Origin of the sequence: Thermomonas fusca DSM 15424 (assembly GCF_000423885.1) — a bacterium.
GTDB classification, from domain to species: Bacteria; Pseudomonadota; Gammaproteobacteria; order Xanthomonadales; family Xanthomonadaceae; genus Thermomonas; species Thermomonas fusca.
The window spans coordinates 154,551-170,316 of sequence record NZ_AUIV01000005.1 but is presented as its reverse complement, the minus strand read 5'-3'; the positions used below and the strand labels follow the sequence as shown (position 1 = coordinate 170,316).

General features: G+C 69.2%; 16 protein-coding genes. 13 read left to right on the top strand and 3 right to left on the bottom strand.

The genetic code is table 11. The features are described 5' to 3' along the window. Nucleotides 1-795: a formylglycine-generating enzyme family protein gene (locus G582_RS0102785; RefSeq protein ID WP_028838531.1), complete on the top strand. Its 795-nt coding sequence runs from the start codon at nucleotides 1-3 to the stop codon at nucleotides 793-795. Continuing rightward, nucleotides 792-1,391, top strand: coding sequence for an SCO family protein (locus tag G582_RS0102780; RefSeq protein ID WP_248642646.1), 600 nt, complete (start codon nucleotides 792-794; stop codon nucleotides 1,389-1,391). Before G582_RS0102785 ends, G582_RS0102780 begins: the two co-directional genes overlap by 4 nt. A 70-nt stretch (nucleotides 1,392-1,461) precedes the next feature. Here the strand turns inward: G582_RS0102780 and G582_RS0102775 are convergent, their stop codons facing one another. Together G582_RS0102775 and G582_RS15190 are read right to left on the bottom strand one after the other, a co-directional pair. Next, nucleotides 1,462-2,697 carry an MgtC/SapB family protein gene (locus G582_RS0102775; RefSeq protein ID WP_028838529.1) on the bottom strand — a complete coding sequence of 412 codons (1,236 nt, stop codon included), beginning with the start codon at nucleotides 2,695-2,697 and terminating at the stop codon, nucleotides 1,462-1,464. A gap of 64 nt (nucleotides 2,698-2,761) precedes the next feature. Next, complete coding sequence (locus tag G582_RS15190) at nucleotides 2,762-3,532, bottom strand: helix-turn-helix domain-containing protein (RefSeq protein WP_038052542.1); 771 nt, start codon at nucleotides 3,530-3,532, stop codon at nucleotides 2,762-2,764. 178 nt (nucleotides 3,533-3,710) lie between these two features. Between G582_RS15190 and ccoN the strand changes: the two genes are divergently transcribed. The 11 genes from ccoN to G582_RS0102715 all read left to right on the top strand — a co-directional run bounded on the left by ccoN (nucleotide 3,711) and on the right by G582_RS0102715 (nucleotide 13,999). Then, nucleotides 3,711-5,150 carry a cytochrome-c oxidase, cbb3-type subunit I gene (ccoN, locus tag G582_RS0102765; RefSeq protein ID WP_028838528.1) on the top strand — a complete coding sequence of 480 codons (1,440 nt, stop codon included), beginning with the start codon at nucleotides 3,711-3,713 and terminating at the stop codon, nucleotides 5,148-5,150. Nucleotides 5,151-5,159: 9 nt separating this feature from the next. Continuing rightward, on the top strand, nucleotides 5,160-5,774 hold the full coding sequence (gene ccoO / locus G582_RS0102760) for a cytochrome-c oxidase, cbb3-type subunit II (protein WP_028838527.1): 615 nt from the start codon (nucleotides 5,160-5,162) through the stop codon (nucleotides 5,772-5,774). A gap of 4 nt (nucleotides 5,775-5,778) precedes the next feature. Then, nucleotides 5,779-5,952 carry a CcoQ/FixQ family Cbb3-type cytochrome c oxidase assembly chaperone gene (locus tag G582_RS17425; protein ID WP_083960914.1) on the top strand — a complete coding sequence of 58 codons (174 nt, stop codon included), beginning with the start codon at nucleotides 5,779-5,781 and terminating at the stop codon, nucleotides 5,950-5,952. Then, on the top strand, nucleotides 5,949-6,884 hold the full coding sequence (ccoP, locus tag G582_RS0102750; protein WP_028838526.1) for a cytochrome-c oxidase, cbb3-type subunit III: 936 nt from the start codon (nucleotides 5,949-5,951) through the stop codon (nucleotides 6,882-6,884). Before G582_RS17425 ends, ccoP begins: the two co-directional genes overlap by 4 nt. Further along, the gene (locus G582_RS0102745) at nucleotides 6,881-7,174 is read left to right on the top strand and encodes a hypothetical protein (protein ID WP_038052538.1); all 294 of its coding nucleotides are present in this window, start codon (nucleotides 6,881-6,883) and stop codon (nucleotides 7,172-7,174) included. Before ccoP ends, G582_RS0102745 begins: the two co-directional genes overlap by 4 nt. 6 nt (nucleotides 7,175-7,180) lie before the next feature. Further along, the gene (locus tag G582_RS0102740; RefSeq protein ID WP_028838524.1) at nucleotides 7,181-8,725 is read left to right on the top strand and encodes a 4Fe-4S dicluster domain-containing protein; all 1,545 of its coding nucleotides are present in this window, start codon (nucleotides 7,181-7,183) and stop codon (nucleotides 8,723-8,725) included. Nucleotides 8,726-8,791: 66 nt separating this feature from the next. Beyond that, complete coding sequence (locus tag G582_RS0102735) at nucleotides 8,792-9,307, top strand: FixH family protein (protein WP_028838523.1); 516 nt, start codon at nucleotides 8,792-8,794, stop codon at nucleotides 9,305-9,307. A gap of 4 nt (nucleotides 9,308-9,311) precedes the next feature. Further along, complete coding sequence (locus G582_RS15185) at nucleotides 9,312-11,684, top strand: heavy metal translocating P-type ATPase (RefSeq protein ID WP_038052599.1); 2,373 nt, start codon at nucleotides 9,312-9,314, stop codon at nucleotides 11,682-11,684. After that, the gene (gene ccoS, locus G582_RS0102725) at nucleotides 11,681-11,872 is read left to right on the top strand and encodes a cbb3-type cytochrome oxidase assembly protein CcoS (protein ID WP_028838522.1); all 192 of its coding nucleotides are present in this window, start codon (nucleotides 11,681-11,683) and stop codon (nucleotides 11,870-11,872) included. Before G582_RS15185 ends, ccoS begins: the two co-directional genes overlap by 4 nt. After that, nucleotides 11,862-12,584 (top strand): sulfite exporter TauE/SafE family protein, encoded by a 723-nt coding sequence (locus tag G582_RS0102720; protein ID WP_028838521.1) that lies wholly within the window; start codon nucleotides 11,862-11,864, stop codon nucleotides 12,582-12,584. Before ccoS ends, G582_RS0102720 begins: the two co-directional genes overlap by 11 nt. 98 nt (nucleotides 12,585-12,682) lie before the next feature. Continuing rightward, on the top strand, nucleotides 12,683-13,999 hold the full coding sequence (locus G582_RS0102715; protein ID WP_028838520.1) for a diguanylate cyclase: 1,317 nt from the start codon (nucleotides 12,683-12,685) through the stop codon (nucleotides 13,997-13,999). Nucleotides 14,000-14,014: 15 nt separating this feature from the next. Here G582_RS0102715 and asnB read toward each other — a convergent pair whose 3' ends face one another. Beyond that, nucleotides 14,015-15,724 (bottom strand): asparagine synthase B, encoded by a 1,710-nt coding sequence (gene asnB / locus G582_RS0102710; protein WP_028838519.1) that lies wholly within the window; start codon nucleotides 15,722-15,724, stop codon nucleotides 14,015-14,017. Between the last annotated feature and the right edge of the window lie 42 nt (nucleotides 15,725-15,766).

Genomic DNA, 15,766 nt, shown 5'->3' with positions numbered 1-15,766 from the left:
ATGCGCAAGCGGCTGACCGCCCCGCTGCTCGTTCTGGGACTCGTCGTCCTGCCCCTCGCCGGCCTCGCGGCCGGCGTGGTGGCAGGGCGCTATGCCGGGCTGCCGGGCGGCCAGTTCAAGTCGGTACTGCGCTACGAGGACGCCAAGAACGGCGTGCGCATCAAGCCTTTCGCGCTGATGCGCAAGCCGGTGACCAACGCGGACTTCCAGGCCTTCCTGAAGCGCCACCCGGAGTGGCGGCGCGACCGGGTGTCCAGCGTGTTCGCCGAAGCGCGCTACCTCTCGCACTGGGCCGGGCCGGATACGCTCGGCCCGAACGCACTGCCGGACCGCCCGGTGGTCTGGGTCAGCTGGTTCGCGGCCGATGCCTACTGCAGCTGGCTGGGCGCGCGCCTGCCGACCTGGAACGAATGGGAATACGCCGCCGCGGCGGATGAAACCCATACCGATGCCCGCCAGGATCCCGCCTGGCGCGAACGCATCCTCGGCTGGTACTCGCGCTCGTCGCGGGAAGCCCTGCCCAGGGTAGGCATGCAGGCACCCAACACCTACGGCGTGCACGACCTGCACGGACTGGTCTGGGAATGGACCGAGGACGCTTCCTCACTGATGGTCGACAGCGACAACCGCACCCAGGGCGACCCCGACAAGGGCAAGTTCTGCGGCGCTGGCGCGCTGTCGATGGACGACCGCGAGAATTACGCGGTGATGATGCGGGTGGCGATGCTGTCTTCGCTGGAAGGCCGCGACGCCACCGCCAACATGGGATTCCGTTGCGCCAGGAGCGCACCATGACACTGCTCCCGATGAAACATCTGTTGCGCGGCATTGCCGCTACCCTCCTGCTCGGCTTCGCCGGTCTGGCCGGCGCCGCCCAGCCCGCGCCACCGCTGCCGGGGGATTCGATCTACCAGCTGCCGCTGCCACTCACCGACAGCCAGGGCCAGACGCGCGACTGGCGCACCCTGCGTGGCAAACCGAGGCTGGTGTCGATGTTCTACACCTCCTGCCAGTACATCTGCCCGTTGATCATCGAATCCGGCAAGGCGGTCGAACGCCAGCTCAGCCCGGACCAGCAGAAGCGGCTGGGTGTGCTGCTGGTCAGCATGGATCCGGCCCGCGATACCCCGCCCGCACTGAAGAAGGTGGTTGACCAGCGCAAGCTGGATCTCGCCCGCTGGACGCTGGCGGCACCGCCGGCGGATGACGTGCGCTCGGTGGCCGCGGTGCTGGGCATCCGCTATCGCCAGCTGGCCGACGGCGAGTTCAACCACAGCAGCATGCTGATCCTGGTGGATGCCAACGGCCGAATCCTCGCCCGCACCGAGAAGATCGGCACCCAGCCGGACCCGGACTTCGTTGCCGCGGTGCGCAAGGCCGTGGGCGGCTGAGCCACCTCGGTCCCGCGCAGCGGGACTGGCAATACAGACGGCACAGGGCGCGGCTTCGGCCGCGCCTTTTTCAGCTCAACCGCAGCGTCAGCATGAAGGCCAGCAGCATGGCGACGATGCCGGGCAGCAGCCGCAGCGCGTAAGCTCTCCCGCCGCTGGCCCAGGCCAGGCCAAATTTGGTGGCCGAATTGGTCGCCAGCCCCAGCGCAATCCCGGTCAGCGCAACGTCGGCTTCGATGCGTCCGGCGGCTACCAACTGCGCCGCCGAGGCGGCCGCGGCGTGCGCATCGGCCAGGCCCGACACCGCCATCACCGCCCCCAGCGCGACCTCGCCCAGCCACGCCTGCAACCACGCCGCGACCAGCATCACCGTTGCCAGCAGCGCCACGAACAGCAGCGCCTGCCTGGGCTCGAAAGCGCGCCCTTCCGGCGCCTCCAGGTCCGCCGGCACGTCGCGCGCGGCGCGCGCCGCAACCAGCGCGAAGGCCGTCACCGCCAGCCCGGATGCCAGCAGCGCCGGCCACAGCCGCGCCAGCAGTGGCGGTGACATCAGCCCCACCACCACGCCGAGCTGTACCACCGTGCTGATGTTGGAAATCATCCCTGCGCCCGCGCAGGCGCTGGCCAGCGCCGGTTCACGCCGGGCGCGTGCGCCCATGCTGGCGATGGTGGCCGCACTGGACGCGAAGCCGCCGGCGAAGCCCGCCAGCATCAGCCCGGTGCGTGCGCCATAGGCCCGCTTGGCGATGTGGCCCAGCGCGCTGATCGCCATCACGATCACCGCAAGCAGCCACAGCTTGCGCGGATTGAGCACCGCCCATGGATCGATGGCGCGATCCGGCAACAGCGGCAGCACCACGGTGGCCGCCGCGGCCAGCAGCAGCGCGTCGTGCAGCTCCTGGTCGGTCAGCACCTGATGGACGAAGTGGTGGGCGCGGGTCTTCATCGCCAGCAGCAGGGTCACCGCCACGCCCAGGCCCGCCGCCAGCACCAGCTCGCGCATCGCCAGCACGCCCAGCAGGAACACCAGCAGCATCGCGGTTTCGGTGGTCAGACCAGGATCGCGACCGCGGCTGGCGCGGTAGCCGGCCAGCGCCGCCAGCACCACGAACGCGCCGCCCAGCGCGATGCCGATGCCGCCGATGCGCTCGGCGATCGCCCCGGCCAGCGCGATCAGCGCGAACGTGCGCACCCCGGCCACGTCGTGGCCGTCGTCGGCGCGCCGGCGCTCGCGCTCCACGCCCACCAGCAAGCCAAGGCCCAACGCCACTGCCAGGCCGCGAAGGATGTCCAGGTCCGCCATCATCCATGCAGCTTCGCGGAACCCCCGTCGGCCGGCAAGCCCGGCGCGGAGACGCCGCCGCTATCGATCAGGCGCGGTCGCGTTTGCGCGACTGCGGGCTCGCCCCATCGCTGCCGCCGTTGGCGGCCAGGCACAGCGCCGTTTCGTCGACGATGCGCACCCGCCGGCCGCGCACTTCGATCACCCCGTCCTCGTGCAGGCGGCTGAAACCGCGGCTGACGGTTTCCAGCACCAGCCCCAGGTAGCGGGCGATCTCGTCGCGGCTCATCGGCAGCTGGAAGTCGTCGCAGGGCCGGCCGATGCGCCGGTAGCGCTCGCTCAGGCCGTGCAGGAACAGGGCGATGCGCTCGCTGGCCTGGCGCCGCGACAGCACGTCGACGTGGTCATGGTCGCGATCCGCACTTTGGCCGATCACGCGCAGCAGCTGCTGCTGCAGGCTGGGCAGCTTGGCGGCGATGGTCGCCAGCTGCGAGAACGGCAGCTCGCACACCCGCGAATCGCTCAGCGCCACCGCTTCGCAGCGGTGCTGGCCACTGCCGATGGCATCCAGCCCGAACAGCTCGCCCGGCAGGTGGAAGCCCAGTACGTGCTCTTCGCCGGCCGGGTTCACCACCACCGTCTTGAAGCTGCCTTCGCTGGCCACGAACACCGCCCGCAACGGATCGCCGGTGCGATACAGGCTTTCGCCCTTGGCCAGCGGCTTGCGCCGCTGCACCACCGTGTCCAGCCTGCCGAGATCTTCCGCGTCGACACCCGCGGGCAGGCACAGCATCTGCAACGAGCACTCCGCGCAGGTGCGCCGCAGTCGTGCCAGATTCAGCGGGATCGGGTCGCTCATGACTTTGCGAATGCCTGCAAATCGGGAAGGCTAGGGCTACAATTATCGCTGATCCCGCCACCAGTTGCCCGGCTTACACCGCCCGCCACGACTGCGATAGACCCCATCAATTTGACCCACGTCAAGCCCCGATCTTCGAGGCCTGACTAGCATGTTCATGTTCACTCCGGAGACCCGCATGCAAGCCATCACCGGCACCTACAACGACAAGGTGGTGCACCAGTTCGCGGTCGCAACCGTGTTCTGGGGCATCGTCGGCATGGCCGTCGGCGTCCTCTGCGCCGCGCAGCTGTACTGGCCCGCCCTCAATTTCGACATCCCGTGGCTGACCTACAGCCGGCTGCGGCCGCTGCACACCAACGGCATGATCTTCGCGTTCGGCGGTTCGGTGCTGTTCGCCACCTCGCTGTACGTGGTGCAGCGCACCTGCCACGTGCGGCTGATTTCCGACAAGCTGGCCAGCTTCGTGTTCTGGGGCTGGCAGGCGGCGATGCTGGGCGCGGTCATCACCCTGCCGCTGGGCATCACCCAGAGCAAGGAATACGCCGAGCTGGAGTGGCCGCTGGACCTGCTGATCGCGATCGTCTGGGTGGCCTACGGCTGGCTGTTCTTCGGCACCATCGTCAAGCGCCGGGTCAAGCACATCTACGTCGCCAACTGGTTCTACGGCGCCTACGTGATCGCGGTGGCGCTGCTGCACATCGTCAACAACCTGGTGATGCCGGCCGGGCTGTGGAAGTCGTACTCTGTCTACAGCGGCGCGGTCGATGCGATGGCGCAGTGGTGGTACGGCCACAACGGCGTGGCGTTCCTGCTCACCGTCGGCTACCTGGCGATGATGTACTACTTCGTGCCCAAGCAGGCGCAGCGCCCGATCTACTCCTACCGCCTGTCGATCGTGCACTTCTGGGCACTGATCTCGATCTACATGTGGGCCGGCCCCCACCACCTGCACTACACCGCGCTGCCGGACTGGGCGCAGTCGGTGGGCATGGTGTTCTCGGTGATCCTGCTGGCACCGTCGTGGGGCGGCGCGATGAACGGCATCCTCACGCTCTCGGGCGTGTGGCACAAGCTGCGCACCGACCCGATCCTCAAGTTCCTGATCGTGGCGATCAGCTTCTACATGATCGCCACCTTCGAAGGCCCGCTGCTGTCGATCAAGACGGTCAACTCGCTGTCGCACTACACCGACTGGACCGTCGGCCACGTGCACGCCGGCACTCTGGGCTGGGTGGCGATGATTTCGATCGGCTCGCTGTACGCGCTGTATCCGCGCCTGCTGGGCCTGCCGGGGATGTACTCGACCAAGCTGATCGACACGCATTTCTGGATGCACACCATCGGCGTGGTGTTCTACATCGTCTCGATGTGGATCGCCGGCATCACCCAGGGCCTGATGTGGCGCGCCACCAACGCCGACGGCACGCTGACCTACAGCTTCGTGGAGTCGCTGGTCGCCACCTATCCCTACTACCTGGGACGCCTGCTGGGCGGCCTGTTGATCCTGTCCGGCATGTGCCTGATGGGCTGGCACATGTGGAAGACCTGGAAGATGGCGTCCGGCGTTGCCGAACATCCGGTCATGGCACCCGACGTCGCCGAAGCGCAGGGCTGAGGACAAGACATGGCAATCGCACACGAGAAACTCGAGAAGAACATCGGCCTGCTGGCCGTGCTGGTGGCCGTCGCCGTCTCCCTCGGTGGCCTGGCCGAGATCGTCCCGCTGATGTTCCAGGCCGAGGCGATCAAGCCGCTGCCGGGGGTCAAGCCGTACCCGGCGCTGGAGCTGGCCGGGCGCGACGTCTATGTCCGCGAAGGCTGCTACAACTGCCACTCGCAGATGGTGCGCACGCTGCGCTTCGAAACCGAGCGCTACGGCCACTATTCGCTGGCCGGCGAATCGGTCTACGACCGTCCGTTCCAGTGGGGTTCCAAGCGCACCGGTCCGGACCTGGCCCGCGTCGGCGGCCGCTACTCCGACGACTGGCACCGGGTGCACCTGATCAATCCGCGCGACGTGGTTCCGGAATCGAACATGCCGTCGTTCCCGTGGCTGCAGAAGAACACCCTGGACGGCGTCACCGTGCAGTCGCACATGCGCGCGCTCAAGCGCCTGGGCGATCCCTACACCGACGCCGAGATCGCGGCCGCGCCGGCCGCCGTCGACGGCAAGACCGAACTGGATGCGCTGGTGGCCTATTTGCAGGGCCTCGGCAAGCACGCGCCGCGGGGGAACTGAGCAGATGATTTCCGGAATCGTGACAACGCTGCTGCTGCTGTTGTTCGTCGGCCTGTGGGTCTGGGCCTGGCAGCCGCGCCTGCGCAGCGGCTTCGACGCCACCGCGCGACTGGCGGTGGATGACGGCGTGCCGGCGGGCGAAGCCCTGGCCGGCGACAACGGGAGGACGAAGGCATGACCACCGCATGGAACTGGTACGTCATCATCCTGGTGCTGTTCAACCTGCTGGGCGTCACCTGGCTGCTGTGGTGGACGGCCAAGCGCCGTCCCGGCGATCCCAAGCCGGAAGACACCAGCCACTACTGGGACGGTGACATCACCGAATACAACAAGCCGATGCCGCGCTGGTGGATCAACGGCTTCTACATCGCCATCGTGTTCGCCTTCGGCTACCTGTTCTGGTACGGCGGCTTCGGCACTTACCAGGGTTTCAGCAAGTGGAGTTCGCAGGGCGAACATGACCGCCAGGCAGCGGTTGCCAACGCGCGGCTGGAACAGACCTTCGCTCCCTACAAGGGCCTGGCGATCGATGCGCTGGCGCGCGACCCGCAGGCGCTCAAGCTGGGCAAGTCGATCTTCGCCAACACCTGCGCAACCTGCCACGGCTCGTCGGCGAAGGGCGCGGTGGGTTATCCCGACCTGACCGACGACATCTGGCACTGGGGCGGTGCGCCCGAGCAGATCCTGCACACGGTGGTGCAAGGCCGCGAAGGCGTGATGCCGCCGTGGGGCAAGGTGCTGCAGGGCATGGGCGGCCCGGATGCGGTGGACTACGTGATCGCCTACGTGCACCAGCTGGGCGAGCCGGCCGGCGGCAACCGCAACGATTACGCCGCGGCGCGTGGCAAGACCCTGTACGAGGGCGTCTGCGTGGCCTGCCACGGCAAGGACGGCAAGGGCGATGCGAAGGTCGGCGCGCCGGACCTGACCGACGGTTACTGGCTGTACGGCGACGGCCGCGAAGCGCTGCGGGTCACCATCGGCGACGGTCGCCATGGGGTGATGCCGGCGTGGGGTAAAATACTGGGCGATACCCGTTCACGCCTGGTCGCGGCCTATGTCTGGTCGCTCTCCCACCAGGCCAAACCCGGCGCCCAGACCCAGCAATGACCTCGTTCACCACCCCGGATTTCGACCATCCGCCGCGCCCGATGGCGCAGCGGATCGGGGCCATCCTGTGGCCCAGCTTCTTCGCAGCCGGGGTGGCGACGATGGTGTTCTTCGCCTTCATCGATCCGCTGGAACTGCGTGACTTGACCTTCCCGGGCCTGGCGATCACCCGCGGGCTGGGCTACAGCATCGGCTTCTTCACCTTCTGGCTGGCGACGGCGTCGTCCAGCCTTTTCACCTGGATCCTGCTGCGGCCTTCCAGCCGCTTCAACGGACCCAGCACCAGGTAACAGGCAGTGAGCAAACGCATCGACATCGACCTGCTGGATTCCGGCGGCGATTCCGTCTATGTGAGCGAGCGGAAGGTCTATCCGCGCGACGTTTCCGGGCGCTTCGACCGCCTGCGCAAGTTGGCGGTGTTCTGGCTGCTCGGGATGTACTACCTGTTCCCGTGGTTGAACTGGGACGGCCGCCAGGCGGTGCTGTTCGACCTGCCGGCGCGCAAGTTCCACGTGTTCGGACTGACCTTCTGGCCGCAGGACTTCAGCCTGCTGGCGCTGCTGCTGATGATCCTGGCCTTCACCCTGTTCTTCACCACCGCGCTGGCCGGCCGCCTGTGGTGCGGCTACGCCTGCCCGCAGACGGTGTGGACCGAGTGCTTCCTGTGGATGGAACGCTGGACCGAAGGCGACCGCGCCAAGCGGATGAAGCTGGATGCCGGCCCGTGGAATCGGGAAAAGATCCTGCGCAAGGGCGGCAAGCACCTGCTGTGGCTGCTGTTCGCGCTGTGGACCGGGTTCACCTTCGTCGGCTTCTTCACCCCCATCGCAAGCCTCGGTGCGCGCCTGCTGCCGTTCGACTGGAATGGCTGGGAGTTGTTCTGGGTGCTGTTCTACTCGCTGGCCACCTGGGGCAACGCCGGCATCCTGCGCGAGCAGGTGTGCAAGTACATGTGCCCGTACGCGCGCTTCCAGAGCGCGATGTTCGACCGCGACACCCTGATCATCGCCTACGACCCGATGCGCGGCGAGCCGCGCGGCCCGCGCAAGAAGGGCCTGGCCAGCGTGCTCGAACGCGCGCGCGGCCTGCTCGACCTGCGCACCGCCTACGACTATGTGTTCCGCGCCAGCAAGCATCCCAGCGCCGCTGCGTCGCGGCTGCAGGCCGCCGGCACGGTGATGCTGGACGGCACCGATGCCGCGCCGCTGCCGAAGTTCCAGACCGAGGAGCTGGGCGACTGCATCGACTGCACCATGTGCGTGCAGGTCTGCCCGGTCGGCATCGACATCCGCAACGGCCTGCAGTACGAGTGCATCGCATGCGGCGCCTGCATCGACGCCTGCGACGACGTCATGGACAAGATGGGGATGCCGCACGGTCTGATCCGCTACACCACCCAACACGCGCTGGACGGTAATTCCGGCCGGGTGCTGCGCCCACGCATCTTCGTCTATGGCTTCCTGCTCACTGCGCTGGTCGGGGCCTGGACCTGGGGCGTGTTCAACCGCAGCCCGCTGATCGCCGACGTGCTGCGCGACCGCAATGCGCTGTACCAGCAGCAGGGCGACCGCACCGCCAACGGCTACACCCTGAAGCTGGTCAACAAGACCGACGCCGACCGCAGCTACCGGGTGCGGATCGAATCGGCCGACGACGCCTCGCTGGTGCTCAAGGATGCGCCGCTGGACGTGCGCGTGCCGGCCGGCGAAGTGGTGTCGCAGGCGGTCGAGGTGGGCGCGCCCGCCACCCTGCGCGGCCGCCACGCGCTGGTCTTCGTGATCGAGGCCGACGACGGCAGTGCAAAGGCGCGCGTTGACAGCACGTTCTTTGGCCCCATGTAACCCTCATCGTTGCGAGCTGCTGCGCTTCCCGCAGCGGCCCGCGCACTGGCTTCCAGGAGAATCCGGATGGAACGCGAATCGTCGTCGCCGTGGCGGCAACCCATCGTCTGGCTGATGGTGGTACTGGTCGGCGCCGTGGTCGTGGGCAGCGTCTGGATGCTCAAGGTCGCCGGCAATGGCGACGCGATCGACGCGGTGCCCGACGAGGTCCAGCGCACCGGCCAGACCCAGCAGACCGATCTCGGCCCCGATGCGCGCGCGGCCGAGCGCAAGCTGGGCGCGATCGTGCGCATCGACGAGGAACACGGCTTCGTCGAAGTGCTGCCGGTGAGCGGCGACTTCGACCACGCGGCCGCGCTCACGCTGCGCCTGCACCACCCCACCCGCGCCGAGCAGGACCTGTCGCTGGCGCTGGCCGCCACCGACACCGGTTGGCGCGCCGATGCCAAGCCGGCCGGCGACCACGACTGGCTGATCCAGCTGCAGCCGGCCACCGGCGACGCCTGGCGCCTGCGCGGGCGGATGCCGAAGGGCCAGCTTGCCGCGCAGCTGCGGCCGTCCCTGGACGACGGGCAACCGTAGCGCGGTGAATGCCGTGGCCGGGGTCTGCCACCACTGCGGCGAAACGCTGCCGCAGTCGCCGGTGCGCGCCGACGCCGAAGGCGGCACGCGCGAATTCTGCTGCGAAGGCTGCGCTGCCGCTGCGCGCTGGATCGCGGACGCCCACCTGGATGACTACTACCGCCTGCGCAGCGCGCCGGGCGGACGGGTCGATGCCGACGCGCCGGCGCTGGCCGCCTGGGACCGCGAGGAACTGCTGGCCGGCCACGCCCGCGAGGTGGACGGCGGCCGCGAGATCACCGTGCTCACCGACGGCATGCGCTGCGCCGCCTGCGCCTGGCTGATCGACCGCGCGCTGGCGCGCGAGCCGGGCGTGCTGGAGTCCTCCGCCAACGCCATCACCGGGCGCATCCGCATCGCCTGGGATCCCGCGCGTACCGCATTGTCGCAGCCACTGGCGCGGCTGGCCGCGCTCGGCTACCGGCCCTACCTCGCCACCGGCCAGGCGCGCGAAGCGGCGCGTCGGCGCGAACGCAACCGCGACCTGCTGCGGATCGGGCTGGCCGGCATCGGCGCGATGCAGGCGATGATGTTCGCCGAAGCGCTGTATCTCGATACCCGCGGCGAGATGCCGCTGCCCACCCGCGATTTCTTCCGCTGGATCACCTTCATGGTGTCGACCCCGGTGGTGTTCTGGGCCGGCTGGCCGTTCATCGTCGGCGCCTGGAACGAACTGCGCGGGCGCCGCCTGGGCATGGACGTGCTGATCGCCGGTTCCACCCTGCTGGCGTGGGCGGTGAGCACCATCGAAACCGTGCGCGGCGGCGCCCACGTCTGGTTCGATGCGGCGGTGATGTTCGTGTTCCTGCTGCTGGTGGCGCGCCAGCTGGAGCAGCGCGCGCGCGGCATCGCTTCCGCGCAGGTGGATGCGCTGGCACGGGCGCGGCCGGCGTTCGCCACCCGCGAACTGGCCGACGGCAGCCGCGAGTCGGTGCCGATCGATGCGCTGGCGGTGGGCGACGTGGTGCGGATCGCGGTGGGCGAGCCGGTGCCGGCCGACGGCGTGCTGCTGGAAGACGAGGCGCATTTCGAGGAATCCCTGCTGACCGGCGAATCGGTGCCGGTGACCCGCCATGCCGGCGATGCGGTGTTTGCCGGCACCGCCTGCCGCGAGCACGCGGCGAAAATCCGCGTGACCGGCGTCGGCACCGGCACCCGCCTGGCCGAGCTGGCGCGGCTGGTGGAAAGCGCGCAGGCGCACCGCCCGGCGCTGGCACAGGGCACCGAACGCATCGCCGGCTGGTTCGTCGCCGGGCTGCTGCTGGCCGCGGTGGCGGTGTATGCGTGGTGGCGCGTGCATGAGCCCGCGCGCGCCTTCGAAGTGGTGCTGGCGCTGCTGGTGATCAGCTGCCCGTGCGCGCTGTCGCTGGCGGTGCCGGCGGCGCTGGCCGCCGCCCACGGCGCGCTGGCCAGGATCGGCGTGCTGTCGGTGCGGCCGGACGCATTGCAGCGGCTGGCGCAGGCCACCGACGTGGTGTTCGACAAGACCGGCACCCTCGGCGACGGCAAGCCGCACCTGCAAGGCGTGGATGCCTGCCGCGGCATCGACGCCGATGCCGCGCTGCGCATCGCCGCTGCGCTGGAACGCGACAGCAACCATCCGCTGGCCGCCGCATTCGCGCAGGTGGCCGACGCGCCGGTGGCAGGCGGCGTGCGCGCCATTGCCGGGCGCGGCGTGGAAGGCACGGTCGAGGGCGTGCGCTGGCGCATCGGCACCGCGCCGTTCGCGACCGGCAGCGATGACGACGGCGCGGTCTGGCTGGGCAATGACGCAGGCGCGCGCGCGCGCTTCACTTTCGCCGAACACCAGCGCGTGGACGCCGCGCAGGCGCTGCAGCGATTGCGCGAACAGGGCCTGACACTGCATCTGGCCAGTGGCGACGCCGCCGCACCGGTGGCGCGCTTCGCCAGCGCAATGGGAATCGCCGATCCGCATGCGCGCCAGTCGCCGGAAGACAAGCTGGCACTGGTACGCGCGATGCAGCGCGATGGCCGGGTGGTGGCGATGGTCGGCGATGGTCTCAACGACGCGCCGGTGCTGGCCGGCGCCGATGTCTCGCTGGCAATCGGCGATGGCGCCGCGCTGGCCCAGCGCTCGGCGGATCTGGTGCTGTCCGGCAGTTCGCTGGGCAACGTGCCGGCCGCCATCGAGATCGCCCGCCGCACCCATCGCATCGTCCGCCAGAACCTGGCCTGGGCGATCGGCTACAACCTGCTGGCGCTGCCGCTGGCCGCCGCCGGCATGGTTACCCCGTGGCTGGCGGCGCTGGGCATGGCATTGTCCTCGCTGGCGGTCACCGCCAATGCCCTGCGCCTGACCAAGGTTCCGCCGCGATGAACATCCTGCTGTTCCTGATTCCCATCAGCCTGGTGATGATCGGCGCCGCCGCGCTGCTGTTCGCATGGGCGGTGAAGCACGGCCAGTTCGAGGATCTGGACACTCCCGCGCTGGATATCCTGCGCGACGACGACAGGCCACCGGCCCCCGCGCCGGACGCGCCAGCGGACGACCACGATGCCGGTTGACCTGCTGGTGCTGGGCGCGGCGCTGCTGACCGGCCTGCTGGGCGGCGCGCACTGCGTGGCGATGTGCGGCGGCATCGCCACCGGGTTTTCGGTGCATTCGCGCGGCTGGTTCGCAGCGCTGCAGCCCAACCTCGGCCGGGTCAGCGGCTACGTGCTGGCCGGCGCATTGGTCGGCGGTCTTGGCGGCGGCCTGCTGGGCATGGCCCGCGTCCCGCAGCTGGGCATCGCGATGCGCGCGCTGGTCGGGATCGTGCTGGTCATCGCCGGGCTGCGCATGCTGGATATCAAGGGTCGCCTGCCGCGCTTTTCCGGCGGCCCCGGCAACCGGTTGTGGCGCGCGCTGGCACCTTTGCAGCGCCGCCTGCTGCCGGCCGATACCGCCGGCAAGCGGTTCCTGCTCGGCATGCTCTGGGGCTGGATGCCCTGCGGCCTGTCCACCACCCTGCTGGCGGCCGCGTGGCTGAGCGCCAGCCCACTGCACGGCGCGCTGACCATGGCCGCGTTCGGGCTGGGCACGCTGCCGGTGATGGTGTCGCTGACCTGGGCCGGCGCGCGCATCGGCCAGCGCCTGCAGCGCGGCGCGCTGCGCAATGCCGCCGGCGTGCTGGTGATCGCCGCCGGCCTGCTCACCATCGCGGCGCCCTGGCTGATGCAGCTGCCGGCGATGCACGGCCTGCTCGCCGCGCTGGGCTGCCGCAGCCTGCCGGTCTGACCCGGCCCAGGTCCGCCCTGCTTCGGCGCCGCAGCTGCTGCATAATCGGGATGGCCGCAGGGCCATCTCCCGCGCCGCACTTTCCCAGGAAACCACCGATGCCGGCCGGATTCGCTTTGGCCAACGCCCGCCAACCCATCGCTGCCCTGCCCCAGCGCATCCTGCTGCTGGAGAATTCGCGCGCCTACACCTCGATGTTGCGCGAAGCGATTGAGCAGCGCGTGCAGCTGCCGATCAGCGTCGCCTCGACGCTGGCGGAAGCGCGCGAACTGCTGGACCGCGAATCCGACTGGTTCCTCGCCCTGACCGGGCTGGTGCTGGCCGACGGCGACCGTGATCAGGTCATCGATTTCTTCGTCGAGCGCCGCATGCCCACCATCGTGGTCAGCGGCGTGTACGACGACGCGCTGCGCGAACGCGCGCTGCAGCAGCACATCATCGACTACGTGCTGAAAAGCACCCCGGACAGCCTCGACTATCTGGTCTGGCTGGTGCAGCGGCTGGAGCGCAACCGCCGGATCAGCGCGCTGGTGGTGGACGATTCGCTGTCGGCCCGCTCCTACATCGCCTCGCTGCTGTCGCTGCAGGGCTACCGCGTGTCCCACGTCGCCGACGGCCAGTCGGCGCTGCGCATGATCGAAGCCGACCCCGACATCCGCCTGGTCATCGTCGACCAGGAAATGCCGGGCATGGACGGGATCGAGCTAACCCGCCGCCTGCGCCAGCTGCGCGCGCGCGACCGGATGGCGGTGATTGGCGTGTCCGGCAGCACTGATGCCTCGCTGATCCCGCGTTTCCTAAAGAACGGCGCCAACGATTTCCTGCGCAAGCCGTTCTCGCGCGAGGAATTCTTCTGCCGGGTCTCGCAAAACATCGACCAGCTGGAGCTGATCGGCACCCTGCAGGACCTGGCCACCCGCGATTTCCTGACCGGCCTGCCCAACCGCCGCAGCTTCCTCGAGCAGAGCGAGAAGCACATCGCCCGCAGCAGCAGCGGCGACGTGACCGTGGCGATGATCGACATCGACCACTTCAAGCACATCAACGACAGTTTCGGCCACGAGGCCGGCGACCGCGCGTTGCGGGCGATGGCCGACATCCTGCACGCCCACAACCGCCCGGAGGACTACTGCGGGCGCTTCGGCGGCGAGGAGTTCTGCATGCTGATCGACGGCCTCGACGCACAGGCCAGCCTGCGCCACCTGGCGGGCCTGCGGCAGGCGGTGGAAGCGATGGAAATCGACATCGACGGCCGGCCGCTGCGGATGACCATCAGCATCGGCGCCAGCCGGCGCTCGCCGCAGTTCCCCAACCTGCACAAACTGCTGGGCGAGGCCGACCGCCAGCTGTACCTGGCCAAGGCCGGCGGCCGCAACCAGGTGTGCGGCCTCGAACCTGAATCGCTGCCGGCCTGACCCACGCGCCCTGCCTCAGGGGGCCGCCACGCCCGCCGCGATGGCATCGTTGTGTACCCCAGCCACCGCGCGCCCGGACGGGTCGGCCATGCCGGCGAAGCTGGCATCCCACGCGATCGCCGCCGCCGACGAACAGGCGATCGACTTGCCGCCCGGCACCGTTTCCGCCGCCGCGCGGCTGGGATAGAACTGCTCGAAGATGTGGCGGTACCAGTACGCCTCCTTGGTCTGCGGCGGGTTGACCGGGAAGCGTTTGTCGGCGGCGGCCAGCACGCGGTCGGATACCTGCGCCTCGGCGTGCGCCTTCAGTCCGTCGATCCAGCCATAGCCGACGCCGTCGCTGAACTGCTCCTTCTGCCGCCACAGGATTTCCGGCGGCAGGTAGCCGTCGAACGCCGCGCGCAGCACGCCCTTTTCCATCCGCTGCGGGCCGGCATCGCCCTTGCGCACCATCTTGTGCGCCGCGTCCATCCGCATCGCCACGTCGAGGAATTCGCGGTCCAGGAACGGCACCCGCGGCTCCACGCCCCAAGCCATCATCGATTTGTTGGCGCGCAGGCAGTCGTAGTTGCTGAGCGCATCGAGCTTGCGCACCAGCTCCTCGTGGAACTCGCGCGCGTTCGGCGCCTTGTGGAAGTACAGATAGCCGCCGAACACCTCGTCGCTGCCCTCGCCGGAGAGCACCATCTTCACCCCCATCGCCTTGATCCGCCGCGCCAGCAGGAACATCGGCGTGGACGCGCGGATGGTGGTGACGTCGTAGGTTTCGATGTGGCGGATCACCTCGGGCAACGCGTCGAGCCCCTCCTCGAAGGTGTACTCGAAACCGTGATGCACGGTGCCCAGCATGTCCGCCGCCACCTTCGCCGCGGCGAGGTCGGGCGAGCCCTTCAGGCCGATCGCGAAGCTGTGCAGGCGCGGCCACCACGCTTCCGATTTGTCGCCGTCCTCGATCCGATGGCGGGCGTAGCGCGCAGCCACCGCCGCCACCAGCGAGGAATCCAGCCCGCCCGACAGCAGCACGCCGTAGGGCACGTCGGTCATCAGCTGGCGGTGCACGGCGGCCTCGAACGCCTCGCGCAGTTCGGCCAGCGATACTTCCACGCCTTCCACCGCCGCGTAATCGCGCCACGGGCGCTCGTAGTATTTCGTCAACTCGCCGGTCGCGCTGTCGTACCAGTGCCCCGGCGGGAACTGCGCCACGTCGGCACAATCGTCGGCCAGCGACTTCATTTCCGAAGCCACCCGCAGCCGGCCTTCGGCATCGTGACCCCAGTACAGCGGCACCACCCCGATCGGATCGCGGGCGATGATCGCGCGCCCTTTCGCGCGGTCCCACAGTGCGAACGCGAAGATGCCGTTGAGGCGGTTGAGGAAGCAGGCGGGCTCGTCTTCCCGGTAGAGCGCGCTGATGACCTCGCAATCCGACTCGGTCTGGAACGCATACGGCTGCGACAGTTCACGCTTCAGCGCCAGATGGTTGTAGATCTCGCCGTTGACCGCCAGCGCCAGTTCGCCGTCCGCCGACAGCAGCGGCTGCGAACCGCCAGCCGGATCGACGATGGCCAGCCGCTCGTGCACGAGGATTGCGCCGTCGTCGGTGTAGACGCCGCTCCAGTCCGGGCCGCGATGGCGCTGCCGCTGCGAGCGTTCCAGCGACTGCCGCCGCAGGGCCTGGAGGTCGTCGCCGGGCTGCAGCCCGAAGATGCCGAAGATGGAGCACATGGTGGGAATTCCTTGGTGGATGGGTGAAAACCGCACAACGAA